The organism is Pseudomonas sp. X4 (assembly GCF_040784925.1).
Classification (GTDB): domain Bacteria; phylum Pseudomonadota; class Gammaproteobacteria; order Pseudomonadales; family Pseudomonadaceae; genus Aquipseudomonas; species Aquipseudomonas putida_Z.
The window spans coordinates 5950358-5965947 of sequence record NZ_CP160798.1 but is presented as its reverse complement, the minus strand read 5'-3'; the positions used below and the strand labels follow the sequence as shown (position 1 = coordinate 5965947).

At 63.2% G+C, this 15590-nt stretch carries 11 protein-coding genes and 4 pseudogenes; 7 read left to right on the top strand and 8 right to left on the bottom strand.

Going from position 1 to position 15590, the window contains the following annotated elements; translation table 11 throughout:
- Positions 1–159: 159 nt before the first annotated feature.
- The 5 genes and pseudogenes from galU (at position 160) to ABX298_RS26550 (ending at position 5410) form a co-directional block, all read left to right on the top strand.
- Positions 160–999: a UTP--glucose-1-phosphate uridylyltransferase GalU gene (gene galU, locus ABX298_RS26570; RefSeq protein ID WP_013973181.1), complete on the top strand. Its 840-nt coding sequence runs from the start codon at positions 160–162 to the stop codon at positions 997–999.
- Between the two features lie 179 nt (positions 1000–1178).
- A pseudogene (gorA, locus tag ABX298_RS26565) lies at positions 1179–2533 on the top strand (glutathione-disulfide reductase).
- A 267-nt stretch (positions 2534–2800) separates the two neighbouring features.
- Positions 2801–3364: an alkyl hydroperoxide reductase subunit C gene (ahpC, locus tag ABX298_RS26560; RefSeq protein WP_004375926.1), complete on the top strand. Its 564-nt coding sequence runs from the start codon at positions 2801–2803 to the stop codon at positions 3362–3364.
- Between the two features lie 125 nt (positions 3365–3489).
- Positions 3490–5052 (top strand): alkyl hydroperoxide reductase subunit F, encoded by a 1563-nt coding sequence (ahpF, locus tag ABX298_RS26555; protein ID WP_367393903.1) that lies wholly within the window; start codon positions 3490–3492, stop codon positions 5050–5052.
- 169 nt (positions 5053–5221) lie between these two features.
- On the top strand, positions 5222–5410 hold the full coding sequence (locus tag ABX298_RS26550) for a hypothetical protein (RefSeq protein ID WP_013973178.1): 189 nt from the start codon (positions 5222–5224) through the stop codon (positions 5408–5410).
- 4 nt (positions 5411–5414) lie between these two features.
- Here ABX298_RS26550 and ABX298_RS26545 read toward each other — a convergent pair whose 3' ends face one another.
- The 6 genes and pseudogenes from ABX298_RS26545 to ABX298_RS26520 all read right to left on the bottom strand — a co-directional run bounded on the left by ABX298_RS26545 (position 5415) and on the right by ABX298_RS26520 (position 10489).
- Entirely contained in the window at positions 5415–6062 is a 648-nt protein-coding gene (locus ABX298_RS26545; protein ID WP_025339663.1) for a YceH family protein, read from the bottom strand.
- Between the two features lie 179 nt (positions 6063–6241).
- Positions 6242–7449 (bottom strand): annotated as a pseudogene (gene sstT, locus ABX298_RS26540) (serine/threonine transporter SstT).
- A 77-nt stretch (positions 7450–7526) separates the two neighbouring features.
- Complete coding sequence (locus ABX298_RS26535) at positions 7527–8096, bottom strand: GNAT family N-acetyltransferase (RefSeq protein WP_084785218.1); 570 nt, start codon at positions 8094–8096, stop codon at positions 7527–7529.
- A 78-nt stretch (positions 8097–8174) separates the two neighbouring features.
- Positions 8175–8518: pseudogene (locus ABX298_RS26530) on the bottom strand (carboxymuconolactone decarboxylase family protein).
- Positions 8519–8637: 119 nt separating this feature from the next.
- Positions 8638–9537 carry a lipid A hydroxylase LpxO gene (gene lpxO / locus ABX298_RS26525; protein WP_013973173.1) on the bottom strand — a complete coding sequence of 300 codons (900 nt, stop codon included), beginning with the start codon at positions 9535–9537 and terminating at the stop codon, positions 8638–8640.
- 148 nt (positions 9538–9685) lie between these two features.
- Entirely contained in the window at positions 9686–10489 is an 804-nt protein-coding gene (locus ABX298_RS26520) for a hypothetical protein (RefSeq protein ID WP_367393902.1), read from the bottom strand.
- Positions 10490–10613: 124 nt separating this feature from the next.
- Between ABX298_RS26520 and thpR the strand changes: the two genes are divergently transcribed.
- Positions 10614–11159, top strand: a complete 546-nt coding sequence (thpR, locus tag ABX298_RS26515) for an RNA 2',3'-cyclic phosphodiesterase (RefSeq protein WP_075045607.1) — start codon at positions 10614–10616, stop codon at positions 11157–11159.
- 700 nt (positions 11160–11859) lie between these two features.
- Here thpR and ABX298_RS26510 read toward each other — a convergent pair.
- Positions 11860–12732 (bottom strand): annotated as a pseudogene (locus tag ABX298_RS26510) (AraC family transcriptional regulator N-terminal domain-containing protein); the annotation flags it as partial.
- A gap of 180 nt (positions 12733–12912) precedes the next feature.
- Between ABX298_RS26510 and calA the strand changes: the two are divergent.
- Entirely contained in the window at positions 12913–13965 is a 1053-nt protein-coding gene (gene calA, locus ABX298_RS26505) for a vanillin reductase (protein ID WP_085615128.1), read from the top strand.
- 137 nt (positions 13966–14102) lie between these two features.
- On the opposite strand, the gene ABX298_RS26500 is transcribed toward calA, so the two are convergent.
- Complete coding sequence (locus ABX298_RS26500; RefSeq protein ID WP_075047005.1) at positions 14103–15422, bottom strand: hypothetical protein; 1320 nt, start codon at positions 15420–15422, stop codon at positions 14103–14105.
- Between the last annotated feature and the right edge of the window lie 168 nt (positions 15423–15590).

Below are 15590 nucleotides of genomic sequence, written 5' to 3'. Positions count from 1 at the left end.
GGTCATGGATGACAGCAATATTTACGATCCCTCGGAACTATCTACACTGGGTTATCTCTATCTTCCCATCGATCGGCCACAGGTAGGGCATTGTAAGGTGACTGCCGCCTGATTAGACTGCGCCGAATTCCACAGGCCTAGCCTTTTGTAAGGACGTATATGATCAAAAAATGCTTGTTCCCGGCAGCCGGTTACGGCACCCGCTTCCTGCCCGCTACCAAAGCCATGCCCAAGGAAATGCTGCCGGTGGTCAACAAGCCACTGATCCAGTATGGCGTTGAAGAGGCACTGGATGCCGGTCTGAACGAGATCTCCATCGTCACCGGGCGCGGCAAGCGTGCTTTGGAAGACCACTTCGACATCAGCTACGAGCTGGAAAACCAGATCAAGGGCACCGACAAGGAAAAATACCTGGTTGGTATCCGTCGCCTGCTCGACGAGTGCTCGTTCTCCTACACCCGCCAGACCGAAATGAAAGGCCTGGGCCACGCCATCCTGACTGGCCGCCCGCTGATCGGCGACGAGCCGTTCGCCGTGGTGCTGGCGGACGACCTGTGCGTGAACCCGGAAGGTGACGGCGTACTGACCCAGATGGTCAAGCTGTACAACCAGTTCCGTTGCTCGATCGTCGCCATCCAGGAAGTCGATCCGCAGGAAACCAACAAGTACGGCGTGATCGCCGGCGACATGATCCGTGACGACATTTTCCGCGTCACCAACATGGTCGAGAAGCCAAAGCCGGAAGATGCCCCGTCGAACCTGGCGATCATCGGTCGCTACATCCTGACCCCGGACATCTTCGACATCATCGCCAACACCGAGCCGGGCAAAGGTGGCGAGATCCAGATCACCGACGCCCTGATGCAACAGGCGCAGAACGGCTGCGTGATCGCCTACAAGTTCAAAGGCAAGCGTTTCGACTGCGGCGGCGCCGAGGGCTACATCGACGCGACCAACTTCTGCTTCGAGAACTACTACAAGACTGGCAAGGCTTACTGATAAGCCGCTAGTTGCTTGAGACTGGGGCCGCTTTGCGCCCCTTCGCGGGCTCGCCCGCTCCTACAGGTACTGTGCAGGCCTTCAAGGTTGTGCCGGTACTGTGGGAGCGGGCGGGCCCGCGAAGGGCGCAAAGCGGCCCCAGTGCGTTATGCTGGGCGCCTGCCTAGGAGAGTGAATACATGGCCTACGATTTTGATCTGTTCGTGATTGGTGCCGGGTCCGGCGGTGTGCGCGCGGCGCGGTTTGCCGCCGGCTTCGGCGCAAAGGTGGCAGTGGCCGAAAGCCGCTACCTGGGCGGTACCTGCGTCAACGTGGGTTGCGTGCCGAAAAAACTGCTGGTGTACGGCGCACACGTCGCCGACGAACTGGAGCAGGCCGCAGGCTTCGGCTGGACCCTGGAAGAAGGGCATTTCGACTGGGGCACCCTGATTGCCAACAAGAACCGGGAAATCGAGCGCCTCAACGGCATCTACCGCAACCTGTTGGTCAACAGCGGGGTCACCCTGCTGCAGGGGCATGCGCGCCTGACCGGTGCCAACGAAGTGGAAGTGGATGGCCAGCGCTACACCGCCGAGCACATCCTCATCGCCACCGGTGGCTGGCCACAGGTGCCGGACATTCCGGGCAAGGAACTGGCCATCACCTCCAACGAAGCCTTCTACCTCAAGGACCTGCCACGCCGGGTGCTGGTGGTGGGCGGTGGCTACATCGCCGTCGAGTTCGCCGGCATCTTCCAGGGCCTGGGGCGGCTACCACGCTGCTGTACCGTGGCGACCTGTTCCTGCGTGGCTTCGACGGTTCGGTGCGCACGCACCTGAAGGAAGAACTGGAAAAGCGCGGCCTCGACCTGCAGTTCAACGCCGACATCCAGCGCATCGACAAGCTCGAGGACGGCAGCCTGAAGGCCACCCTCAAGGATGGTCGCGAGCTGGTCACCGATTGCGTGTTCTATGCCACCGGCCGGCGCCCGATGCTGGACAACCTGGGCCTGGAAAACACCGGCGTCGAGCTGGATGCACGCGGTTACATTCGGGTTGACCAGCAGTACCAGACCACCGCGCCGTCGATCCTGGCCATTGGCGACGTGATTGGCCGCGTGCAATTGACTCCGGTGGCTCTGGCCGAGGGCATGGCCGTGGCCCGGCGCCTGTTCAAGCCCGAGCAATACCGCCCTGTGGACTACCAGAACATACCCACCGCAGTGTTCAGCCAGCCGCCCATCGGCACCGTGGGCCTGACCGAGGAGCAGGCGCTGGAGGCCGGGCACAAGGTGCAGGTATTCGAGAGTCGCTTCCGTGCGATGAAACTGACCCTGACCGACATCCAGGAAAAGACCCTGATGAAGCTGGTGGTCGATGCCGAGACCGACAAGGTGCTGGGCTGCCACATGGTTGGCCCCGACGCCGGCGAGATCATCCAGGGCCTGGGCGTTGCCCTGAAGGCCGGTGCGACCAAGCAGCAGTTCGACGAAACCATTGGCGTGCACCCGACCGCTGCCGAAGAGTTCGTGACCATGCGCACGGTCACTCGCTGATGCCACTGGCCTCATCGCCGGCAAGCCAGCTCCCACAGGGACTGCACAAGTGCAGAGACCTGCGCAGTACCTGTGGGAGCTGGCTTGTCGGCGATGGGGCCTTGAATGCCCCGCAATCCTTTGCTCAGCCCATTCCCTTCTATTAATTATCCTCGGTTATAGCCAAAACCAATCACAAGCATGAGCTTTGCCAATGAGCCTTTGTCGGGACCAGCGGTTAGGATTCTCTCCATCAACTGATTCCAACCCCATGAAGGAGCGTCTCTCATGCCAATCATCAACAGCCAGGTCAAACCGTTCAACGCCACCGCCTACCACAAGGGCGAGTTCGTCCAGGTCAGCGAAGCCGACCTGAAAGGCAAGTGGTCTGTCGTGTTCTTCTACCCGGCCGACTTCACCTTCGTCTGCCCGACTGAACTGGGTGACCTTGCTGACAACTACGCCGAGTTCCAGAAGCTGGGCGTGGAAATCTACGGCGTGTCCACCGACACCCACTTCACCCACAAAGCCTGGCACGACACTTCGGACACCATCGGCAAGATCCAGTACCCGCTGATCGGTGACCCGACCCACGTCATCTCGCGCAACTTCGACGTGCTGATCGAAGAAGCCGGCCTGGCCGATCGCGGTACCTTCGTGATCAACCCGGAAGGCCAGATCAAGATCGTCGAACTGAACGACGGTGGTGTAGGCCGCGATGCTGCCGAACTGCTGCGCAAGGTTAAGGCTGCCCAGTACGTTGCCGCTCACCCAGGCGAAGTTTGCCCGGCCAAGTGGAAAGAAGGCGAAGCCACCCTGGCGCCGTCGCTGGACCTGGTCGGCAAGATCTAAGCCGATGCGCATGTCGCGGGCGGTAGCCAGCCGCCAAAGCTGAAGTACCTACCGCCCCGTAAAAGCGCCCGGGCGACCTCGCCTGGGCGTTTTTGTATCCGAGTTTTGAAAAAGGAATCGCCCGTATGTTGGACGCCACGCTTAAATCGCAACTGAAAACCTACCTGGAGCGGGTCACCCAGCCGATCGAGATCGTTGCCTCCCTCGACGACGGCGCGAAATCCCGCGAATTGCACGACCTGCTGGTGGAAATTGCCAGCCTGTCGAACCTTATTACCTTCAGCGCGGACGGCAGCGATGCCCGTCGTCCATCGTTCTCGCTGAACCGCCCGGGAGCCGACATAAGCCTGCGCTTCGCCGGTATCCCCATGGGCCACGAATTCACCTCGCTGGTGCTGGCACTGCTGCAAGTCGGTGGCCACCCGTCCAAGGCCAGTGCCGAAGTGATCGAGCAGATTCAGGCGCTGGAAGGCGAGTTTACCTTCGAAACCTACTTCTCGCTGTCGTGCCAGAACTGCCCGGACGTGGTCCAGGCGCTGAACCTGATGGCGGTGCTCAACCCCAACGTGCGCCACGTGGCCATCGACGGCGCGTTGTTCCAGGCGGAAGTGGAATCGCGCAAGATCATGGCGGTGCCGAGCATCTACCTGAACGGCGAAGTGTTCGGCCAGGGCCGCATGGGCCTGGAAGAAATCCTCGGCAAGATCGACACCAACGCAGCCGGCCGCCAGGCCGAGAAGATCAACGCCAAGGACGCCTTCGACGTGCTGGTGGTCGGTGGTGGCCCAGCTGGCGCTTCGGCAGCCATCTATGCCGCGCGTAAAGGTATCCGTACCGGTATTGCGGCCGAGCGTTTCGGCGGCCAGGTGCTCGATACCCTGACCATCGAGAACTTCATCTCGGTACAGGAAACCGAAGGGCCGAAGCTGGCCACGGCGCTGGAAGAACACGTCAAGCAGTACGACGTGGACATCATGAACCTGCAGCGCGGTGAAGCGCTGATCCCGGCCACCGATGGCGGCCTGCACGAAGTACGCCTGGCTGGCGGCGCCTCGCTCAAGGCCAAGACCGTGATCCTGGCCACCGGTGCCCGCTGGCGCGAAATGAACGTGCCGGGCGAGCAGGAATACCGCGCCCGTGGCGTGGCCTACTGCCCGCACTGTGACGGCCCGCTGTTCAAGGGCAAGCGCGTGGCGGTGATCGGTGGTGGCAACTCGGGTGTGGAAGCGGCCATCGACCTGGCGGGTATCGTCGCCCAGGTAACGTTGATCGAGTTCGACAGCCAGCTGCGTGCCGATGCGGTACTGCAGCGCAAGTTGCACAGCCTGCCGAACGTGAAGGTGATCACCAGTGCGCTGACCACCGAAGTGCTGGGCAATGGCGAAAAGGTGACCGGCCTGCGCTACAAGGACCGCACCACCGACCAGCAGCATGAAGTGGCGCTGGAAGGCATCTTCGTGCAGATCGGCCTGCTGCCGAACACCGACTGGCTGAAAGGCACCGTCGAGCTGTCGCCGCGTGGCGAGATCATCGTCGATGCCAAGGGCCAGACCAGCATCCCGGGAGTGTTTGCGGCGGGTGACGTGACGACTGTGCCGTACAAGCAGATCGTGATTGCGGTGGGTGAGGGGGCCAAGGCATCGCTGGCGGCCTTTGACCACCTGATCCGCACTTCGGCACCGGCGTAAGCCCGTACCGGCCTCTTCGCGGCTAAAGCCGCTCCCACAGGTACTGCGCAGATTTTGCAAACTGTGCAGATCCCTGTAGGAGCGGCTTTAGCCGCGAAAGGGCCGGTACAAGCAAAGCAATAACCGAGGATGTCTATGATTACTGCAGACACCCTCAGGAATCACACCCATGACCCTGATCAGCCGCGAACCCTGGTGGCTAGTCCCCCCAAAGCCCGGGCAGCAAGAGCAGGACCTGCACTGGGGCTACCTGGAAATCTACGCCGACGGCCGCACCGTGTTCGTCGACCAGCGCCCCAGTGACCGGGAGCTGGCCGAGCGCAAGAGCTGCCGCAACTTCCCCGACCCCGAGCCGTGACGGCTCAGCCTTCCAGTTCGGCCAGGCGTGCCTCCAGCGCCGCGATGCGCGCTTCGAGGGCTTCGATGCGCTCTTCCGACACATTGCCACCGCTGCTGCGTGCCCCGCCTTCCTGCTGCCGTGCAGCAAGGATCGCCTCGATTTCCGCCGGGTCGCCCAAGGCATGGGTGTAACGGTCTTCGCGCTGGCCGGCCTGGCGTGGCAGGTGCAAGGCCAGGCCGCGCGAGATCAGGCGCTCCAGCTGGTGCTGGATCTGCTCGGTGTCGTCAAAGTCGTGCAGGCGGTTGCTGCGGGTCAGCAGTTCGTTGAGGGTTTGCGGCCCGCGCAGGAACATCAGGCCCATCAGCACCAGTTGCGCCGGCACCAGCTCCAGCGCCTTGTCCACCCGTTGTTCCCAGCGGTCGGCGCGGCTGCCCATCTGCAGGCGGGTCATGTCTTGCCCTTCGAGGGCGCGCAGGGCCTGGCCGACTTGGCCTTGGGTGAGGTTCATCACCGGCTCGCGACTGGTCTTCTGGTTGCAGGCCAGGACCAGGGCGTTGAGGGTCAGCGGGTAGCTTTCCGGGCTGGTGGCCTGCTTCTCGATCAGCGAGCCGAGAATACGGATCTCGATGCTGTTGAAGCGGCCTTCGCCTGCGGTTTCGTGTTCTGACATGGCCCTGTCTCATTGCTGGGGAAAGGCCACTAGCCTAGGTAAAGCGCCAGGCTTAAGCAATCACTGGGATCATCGCCGGCAAGCCAGCTCCCACAGGTACAGCACAAGCCGTAAGGCCGGCACTATCCCTGTGGGAGCTGGCTTGCCTGCGAAAGGGCCGCAAAGCGGCCCCGGCAAACTCAGCCTTTACGCTCTTCAGCCTGGCACGCCGCCGCGGTAAACAGCACATCGGTCGAAGAATTCAGCGCCGTCTCGGCCGAGTCCTGCAGCACGCCGATGATGAAGCCAACCGCCACTACCTGCATGGCAATTTCGCTAGGGATGCCAAACAGGCTGCACGCCAGCGGAATCAGCAGCAGCGAGCCACCGGCCACACCCGAGGCGCCGCAGGCTGGACCGCCGCCACCACGCTGAGCAGCACGGCGGTCGGCAGGTCTACCGGAATACCCAGGGTATGCACCGCCGCCAGGGTCAGCACGGTAATGGTGATGGCGGCACCGGCCATGTTGATGGTCGCACCCAGCGGGATCGACACCGAGTAGGTGTCTTCATGCAGGCCAAGGCGCTCCGACAGGGCCAGGTTGACCGGGATGTTGGCCGCCGAGCTACGGGTGAAGAACGCGGTGATACCGCTTTCGCGCAGGCACAGCAGGGTCAGCGGGTAGGGGTTGCGGCGGATTTTCCAATACACGATCAGCGGGTTCATCACCAGCGCCACGAACAGCATGCAGCCGAGCAGCACCGCCAGCAGGTGCAGGTAGCCGAGCAGGGCGTTCAGGCCAGACTGGGCCAGCGTGGCGCTGACCAGGCCGAAGATGCCCAGCGGGGCGAAGCGGATGACCACGCGCACGATCAGGGTCACGCCATTGGACAGGTCCTCGACCACGGTGCGGGTGGTTTCGCCGGCATGGCGCAGGGCCACGCCCAGGCCGATGGCCCAGGTCAGCACACCGATGAAGTTGGCGTTGAGCAGGGCGTTGATCGGGTTGTCGACCGCGCTCAGCAGCAGGTTCTGCAGCACCTCGGTGATGCCGCCCGGCGCGCTCAGCGTAGCGTCGCCGGTGCTCAGCACCAGGTTCGACGGGAACAGCATGCTGGCGACCACCGCGACTACCGCGGCGCCGAAGGTACCCAGCAGGTACAGCCAGAGGATCGGGCGGATGTGGGTTTCCTGGCCGTGGCGGTGGTTGGCGATCGAGGCCATGACCAGGATGAACACCAGCACGGGTGCCACCGCCTTGAGGGCGCTGACGAACACCTTCCCGAGGAAGGCCATGTCGCGGGCGATGGCGGGCGCGAGCAGGGCCAGGGCGATGCCGGCGATCAGGCCGATGACGATCTGCGTCACCAGGCTGGTGCGGTTGAGGAAGCGGAGGACGGGGGTCATGTGCAGCGATATCCCAGCATGTTCAAAAGGGCGCGACTTTACCATAGACCTTCGTCGAGCAGGGCGGCCTGAAGAAGTCAGCGCCCGCGCCGCCGCGACACCCGCGCCTCGATGTTCTTGCGCCCGATCAGCAGCGGCGGCTTTTCCACTACCGGCTCGTCCGCCAGCCACTTGTACATCACCAGGCAGTCCACCAGCCCCAGGCGGGCATGGCGGTAGGCCTTGGGCAGACGGCCAACGGTTTCGAAGCCCAGCTTGTGCCACAGCGCCACTGCCACCTCATTGGTGGCCACCACCGAGTTGAACTGCAGGGCCAGAAAACCTTCCTGGCGCGCCTGTTTCTGTGAGTGCTCGCACATCAAGCGCGCGACGCCGCGGCCGCGTGCCGCTTCACAGACCATGTAGCCGCAATTGCCCACGTGCCCACCAGGCCCGGCGGCATTGGCCTTGAGGTAATACGAACCCAGCAGCTCGCCGTCTTCCTCGGCCACGAATGTGCGCACGGGCAGTTCCAGCCACAGCTGGCGGGCCTGATCGAAGCTGAGGGCCGGGTCGAATGCGTAGGTTTCACGGGCCTGTACGACGGCCTGGAAGGTGGGCCAGAAGTGTTCGAAGTCTTCCGGTGTCATGGGGCGGATGTGGATCATGCGGGTTCCTGCAAGGGCTGGGCCGCCCAGTCTGGGTGGCGCGGCGCCGTCGCGCAAGGGCGGCGACGCCATTTTCGCTCAGCCGTTGGCCTTGCCCACCGCATCCATGGCACGTGCCGAGTAGACCAGCGCGGCACCGGCGTTCATCGCCACGGCCACGCCAAGGGCCTCGGCGATTTCCTCGCGGCTGGCGCCGTGCTTGACGGCCTGCTGCGAATGCACCGCGATGCAGCCATCGCAGCGTGTGGTCACGGCCACGGCGAGGGAGATCAGCTCGCGGGTCTTGGCGTCCAGGTGGTTGGTCTTGGCCCCTGCACCGCTGGCGGTCATGTAGCCGGCCACGGTGTCAGGGAAAGCTGCTTGAGATCGCCGATGCCGGCCATCAACTGCTTACGGTAGGCGTCCCAGTCCATCATGCTCATCGTCTTCACCTTGGGGAGGTTGCGAGTGGAGCTTTCAGGCTAGTCGAAGAGTGGAAAGTGTGAGGCTTGTACTTTGGTTGGTTGCGCGCAGGCCTTTTGGCTGCGCGCAACCACACCGATCAGATGTAGATGAACACCAGCACCAACGCCGCGACGAATGCCCACTTCTCCAGGTAGTAACGCGTGCGGTTGCGCTTCTTCATCGCCTTGCCACGTTCGCGGATCTTGTAGATGCGGGTGAACAGCCGGTTGATGCCACCGGTCTTGTCGCCGGCATCGTTGGGTGCGGCGGCAGCGGCCATGACGTTGCGGCTGAACCAGCGGTTGAACGCGGTCGCCCAGCGGTACTTGAGCGGGCGTTCAACGTCGCAGAACAGGATGATGCGGTTGTGCTCGGTGGTATTGGCCGCGTAGTGGATGTAGGTCTCGTCGAAGACCACGCCCTCGCCATCGCGCCAGGAATACTTCTCACCGTCCACGTCGATGTAGCAACCGTCGTCGTTCGGCGTGTCCAGGCCCAGGTGGTAGCGGTACGAACCGGCATACGGGTCACGGTGGCGCACCAGCTTGGCGCCCGGCGGCAGGGTGGCGAACATGGCGGCCTTGACCGTGCCGATGCCTTTGAGCAACTCGGTGGTGCGTGGGCACAGGGTCATCGCCGACGGGTGGCTTTCGCCGTACCACTTCAGGTAGAAGCGCTTCCAGCCGGTCTTGAAGAATGAGTTGAAACCGACATCATCGTAATTGTCGGACTTCTTGATTTCGCCCACATGCAGCAGCTGTTGGGCTTCCTCGCGGATCTCCTGCCAGTGGTCCTGCAGCGTCTGCAGTTCCGGAAAGGCCTCTACCGGCAGGTAAGGCTTGGCCGGGTGCCTGGAAAACAGGTACAGGAAGCTGTTGACCGGGGCCAGGAAGCTGGAGTGGTCGCCCAACTGACGGGTCAGCTTGTGGCGAACGCGACCGCGCAGGTGAACATAGGCGATCGAGAGGACGAAGATGAGGACTAAGGCGATTTTCATGGGCGGATACGTCAAGTAATGGCCATGCGTGATGGCTAAGCCCGCCAGCATAAACAATCGAGCCGATGCTTTGTAGGAGAATGTTACCCAACGATGGCAGACCTTGGTACAAGCGTCACCGCTGTACCAAGGTCTGCATGGCGATGCATCAGTCCAGAATAACCTCGATGCTGCCATCGGTGATGCGATGGTCCTTGCCATCGTAGCTGATGACATAATCAGTGAATGTGGCGGTCAGGGTCCTGTTCTCCACGTTCCACTCATGCTGCAGGCGGCCCCCGTTCATGGGAAAGCCCAAACCGCCAATCAAGAAGAGCAAGCGTGCATGTTGTTCATTGAACAGCATCAGGATGCCCTGGGAAACGTTGTCCACTTGCTGTCTGGCGGAGAGTTGGATGCGCCCGTCCTGAAGTTCCTTGAATGTGATGGTTTGAGCGTCAAGGTTGCCCAGCGAGGGGAAAATGGCGGGGTCGAGGTTGGCGGTGACCTGGCCGCTGCCGGGGATGTAGCGCGTAGCATGGTCGGCCAGCGACAAGGACAGCGAGCCATCCACGATATCGACCTGGCCCATGGTGTCTACGATGGTGAAGTGGAACGTTGCCACTAGCGCCTTGGTAGTCTGATCCATCTGGACAATTCGGATTTCCCCTTCGGTCGCCCAGCCTGAGCGGCCAATCGAACTCGAGCCGAAATAGGCGTTGATCTCGGCTTTCTCGCCTGGACCGATCTTGTGGGATTCGCCTGTTACCAGGCGGCTTTCCGGGATATTCATCATTATGAAGCTATGAACGTTCTCTGAATTATCCTTGTAGTGAGGGGCAAAGAACGAGCAGTTGCCAGAACTGATATTTGTATCTACCTCATTAGCTTCGAACGTGTATACACGCTGGCTCCACTTCAGTGTTGCTTGCATGGCAGGCTGGGTATTCCGTGTTTGCTGGTGCTGTTTCATGGCCGTATCTATGTGATTGAATTGAGGCCTCAGCGTATGGTTTGGGTGCCTGCCCGCGAAACTGACAGACCTGCGGGTTTCCCAACGCATCAGTACGTGCTTTGCCATCTCGAGGAGCGGCACGATGACACCGGTCAGCGGACGAATCGAAAAACCATTCAAGCGCCTGTTCTTCGCGTTGCCGGTGAGCGATGCCCAGCGCCGCGCCCTGGCCCAGTGGCGACGTGGCCTGGGCCTGCGCAGCGGCAAGCCAGTGCCGGCCGCCAACTTCCATGTGACGCTGCTGTTTCTCGGCGATGTGGATACCGCCCATGTGCCTGCGATTTGCGCGGCGGTCGACCAGCTGGCGCTACCGGCCACGGCACCACGGCTGTTGCTGGACCGCCTGCAGGTGTGGCAGCGGGCCAGCGCCCTGGTGCTGGAGGCGCAACAGACCCCACCGGCCCTGTTGCAACTGGTGTACAGCTTGCAGCAGGCGCTGCTGCCGTTGGGGGTGGAAGCGGCCGACCGCGAGTATCGCCCGCACCTGACGCTGGCCAGGGATTACCGCGGCCAGCCGCCAGAAGCCAGCAGCGCGCCGGATTTCTACCTCGCCGCCCGCCATTTCACACTGTACGAGTCGCGCAAGGGCGCTTACTGGCCATTGGCGCAATGGCCGCTTTCAAGCTGATTCAGGCCATGGCCTCGCAGCTTGCGAACATCTGCTCGCCCAGCGTGCGTGCAGTGTGCAGATGCGCTGCCGGGGCTGCTCTGCAGCCCATCGCCGGCAAGCCGGCTCCCACATCGACCGCATCGGTTTCAAGCCATGTGCAGTCCCTGTGAGAGCCGGCTTGCCGGCGATGAGGCCCTGACAGGCCATGCAAGACAGTTGCAGCTATCTCGACCGCATTGACCTCAAGGGCTTTGCTATCCCTGTGGGAGCCGGCTTGCCGGCGATGGGGCCCTGACAGGCCATGCAAGACAGTTGCAGCTATCTCGACCGCATTGACCTCAAGAGCTTTGCTGTCCCTGTGGGAGCCGGCTTGCTGGCGATGGGGCCCTGACAGGCCATGCAGGACAGTTGCAGCTATCTCGACCGCATTGACCTCAAGAGCTTTGCAGTCCCTGTGGGAGCCGGCTTGCCGGCGATGAGGCCAGGGCAGGCCATGCAAGACAGTTGCAGCTATCTCGACCGCATTGACCTCAAGAGCTTTGCTGTCCCTGTGGGAGCCGGCTTGCCGGCGATGAGGCCCTGACAGGCCATGCAGGACAGTTGCAGCTATCTCGACCGCATTGACCTCAAGAGCTTTGCTGTCCCTGTGGGAGCCGGCTTGCCGGCGATGGGGCCAGGGCAGGCGATTACACTGGCAGGCTCTGGTACGGCAATTCATCCCCGGGCTGCGGTCGAACTGGCGCTTGTACTCGCGGCTGAACTGCGAGGTGCTCTGGTACCCCACCCGGTGCGCGGTCTGCGCCACCCCCAGGCCTTCGCCGATCAGCATCTGCTGCGCCTTTAGTAGCCGCAGGCGCTTGAGGTACTGCATTGGTGCCATGTCGGTGCAGCGCTTGAAGTGCTCGTGGAAGGTCGAAACGCTCATGTTGGCGCGCGCGGCCAGCGCTTCCACGCTCAGCGGCTCGGTGTAGTGTTCGCGCAGGTGGGCAAGGGCGGCGCCGATGCGGGCGAAGTGCCCTTGTTGCTCCACCAGCGCCCGCAACACGCCCGCCTGTGGGCCGCGCAAGGCGGTGTACAGCACCTCGCGTACCCGCGCCGGCCCCAGCACCTTGGCGTCCACTGGGTCCTGCAGGCAGCGCAGCAGCCGTTCCACGCATTCGCGCATCGGTGCATCGAGTGCCGCGGAGGTCATCGACTGCGGGGTTTGCGCCTGCACCGCGGCATCCGGCGCCAGGGCCATGCTTTGCACCAGTTCACCCAGCACGCCGCGGTCGATGTCCACTGCCACGCCCAGCAATGGAGCTTCGGGGGTGGCGAAGGTTTCGCACATGAACGGCACCGACAGTGCCTGCACCAGGTAATGCCCGGCGCCGTACTCCAGGGTACGCGGCCCCAGGCGCGCCAGCTTGCTGCCCTGGGCCAGGATCATCAGGCTGGGTTCGTAGATCTGCGGGCTGCTGGCCACATAGTGGTCCCAGCTCAGCACCTGCACCTGGGGCAGGTGCGTGGGCACGAAGCCCGGGCGCGTGGCGAGGCTGCGGATCAGTGTGCAAAGCGGCGCATTGGCGTCGACGTGGCGGGTCAGTTGCATGATGGACCAGGGCAGAGGATCAGACAGTCTGATCATCGCAGAATGAACGCTCGGCGCCAGGTGCTGCATGGCATCTTCGGAGAATCAGGCATCGATGCCGGAGAATCAGCCGTGGGCGAGGCGGCGCATGGCGCGCAGAATGCGCCGCCTGAATCGTTTCACTTCATAGCGAGGCCCTGCATGTACACCGCCATCGGTTACGCCGCCCAGACCCCCACCAGCCCTCTGGCTCCCATGACCTTCGAGCGTCGCAGCCCGCGCCCTGACGACGTCGCCATCGATATCCTGTACTGCGGCGTGTGCCACTCCGACATTCACCAGGCGCGCAACGAATGGGGCATTGCCGTGTACCCGCTGATGCCGGGCCACGAGATCATCGGCCGCGTCACCGCGGTGGGCGACAAAGTGACCGCGCACAAGGTCGGCGACCTGGTCGGCGTTGGCTGCATGGTCGACTCGTGCCGCCACTGCGAAGCCTGTGCCAAGGACCTGGAGCAATACTGCCTGGAAGGCCCGACCATGACCTACGCCACCCCGGACCGGGTCGACGGTAGCAACACCATGGGCGGTTACTCCAGCAGCATCGTGGTCAGCGAGCACTTCGTGGTGCGCATCCCGGCCGGCATGGACCTGCCCAGCGCCGCGCCAATCCTCTGCGCTGGCATCACCACCTATTCGCCGCTCAAGCACCACGGTGTCGGCCCCGGTCACAAGATCGGCATCCTCGGCATGGGCGGCCTGGGCCACATGGCCATCAAGCTGGCCAAGGCTCTGGGCGCGGAAGTGACCCTGTTCACCCGTTCCCAGGCCAAGGCCGAGGAAGCCCGTCGCCAGGGTGCCGACCATGTGATCGTGTCCACCGATGCCGAGCAGATGCACGCCGCGGCGGGCCGTTTCGACTTCCTGCTCGACACCATCCCGGTGCAGCACGACCTCAACCCGTACCTGGAAACCCTGAAATTCGATGGCGTGCACATCCTGGTCGGCCTGATCGAGCCGATCGACCCGGCGGTGCATGCGGCCAATCTGGTGATGAAACGCCGGGTGCTGGCGGGGTCGTTGATCGGTGGTATTGCCGAGACCCAGGAAGTGCTGGATTTCTGTGCCGAGCACGCGATTCGTTGTGATATCGAGTTGCTGGATATCCGCAATATCAACCAGGCGTATGAGCGGATGATTGCCGGGGACGTGAAGTACCGGTTCGTGATCGATATGGCTACTTTGCAGGGCTGATTGGTTGCCTGCCCCGGCCTCTTCGCGGGCTCGCCCGCTCCCACAGGTACTGCACAGACTTCGTAAGCTGTGATTTACCTGTGGGAGCGGGCGAGCCCGCGAATAGGCCAGTACAGGCAATGAAGATGCTGGATCTGTTACCAGGCCAATGCCCTGTCCCAGCCTTTCCAGAACAACCACCGCCGTACCTCGCCATGCGCCCCGGTACCGATCTGCCAGGCCGGCCGCCCGTTGTCTAGGACAATCACCGAAACGAACCCGGCATGGCTCGCCGCTACCAGCGTACGCCCGTCCGCACTGATATCCAGCGCACTGATGGTCGACCCCAGGTAATGCTGCCAATGCTCCATGCCGTCTTCGCCAAATGCCCGCAGGTAACCATAGGCATCCCCCACGATGTACTCCCCGTCGCGCGCCACGCCGGCATACACCCGTGCGCCATCCTGTACCAGCGGGGTACGCGGGTCCTGGCTGTAGTAGTCGGTATCCAGCCCCGGCAAGTCGGCCACCCTGACAGCCAGCGTGGCACCGCTGTAGAAATGGCAGGCGTTGACCACCAACTGGTCACCCGCGCGGTTGAACAGCGCAAAGTGCGGATACTCGCTGGCCGGGCCGATTGCTGCCACGGGCCTGAGCTGGTCGTCCAGCACCAGGTGACGGCTGCCTTGCTCGCCGACCACGATCAACCGGCCATCCGCCGACACCGCACCGTGCTCCATGCTCAGCCCGAGGCTGATGTCGTCGGGGTCGGTGCCTTCGTCCAGCTCGTCGAGCACCCGCGCCTGGTGCGGCAGCAGGCGGGTCGCGCCGTGGCGCGTCAGCAGGAAGATACCCTCGGCACTCACCAGCAGCACCCGCTGGCCATCCGGGAAGGGGATCAGCGCGGTCGGCGTGGGCGGCAGGTCGAATGGCTCGAACGGGTAACCCGGCGGCAACCCCTCCAACCCCGTGGGCCAGGCCAGGCGCAGCACCTGCGGGCCGCCCCAGCCATCGGTCACGCGTATGCCCTCGGCATTGGCCAGGGCGAAATAGCGGCGGGCCGGGCAGCGGCCGAAGTGATCGACGCCGATCACCGGGGTCACCCCGAGAGGGTCGATGCGCACCACCTGGCCTTTGTCATGCGGCATGCCGATACGTGCCAGCAGGCTGCCATCCTCCAGCAGCAGGACGTTGCCGATGCCTTGCCCGTGCTCCTTGATCAGCGGCAGCAATGGGTGGTGGGCGGGTGGCCAGGCTTCGCGGAAGGCTTGCTGCTCGAAGGCTTCTACGCCAGGCCGGTTGGCTGCTTGCAGGGCTTGCAGCCAGGCATCGAGCAAATGATCGGTGGCTTGCGGCAGGGGCTCTTCGAGGTCATCCCAGCCTTGCGCGCGGCCCTGCGCGACATAGTCGTTGACGGCCTGGGCATAGGCGGTGACCGCCTGCTGCCACTGTTGCTGCTGGGAGTGCTGCTGGTCCATGAGCGGATCGGGCTCCTTGTTGCATACGCGTTCGCACAAAGCGCGCATGTTACTCCTTCTGCCCGCCTCGCGGTTGTGAGCCCCGGCTTGACGCGTACCATGCCGGGCATTCCTTCCAATAACAAAGCGTGCGTCCACACCCCGGCAAGCGGGTGGCTGGCGTGCGTC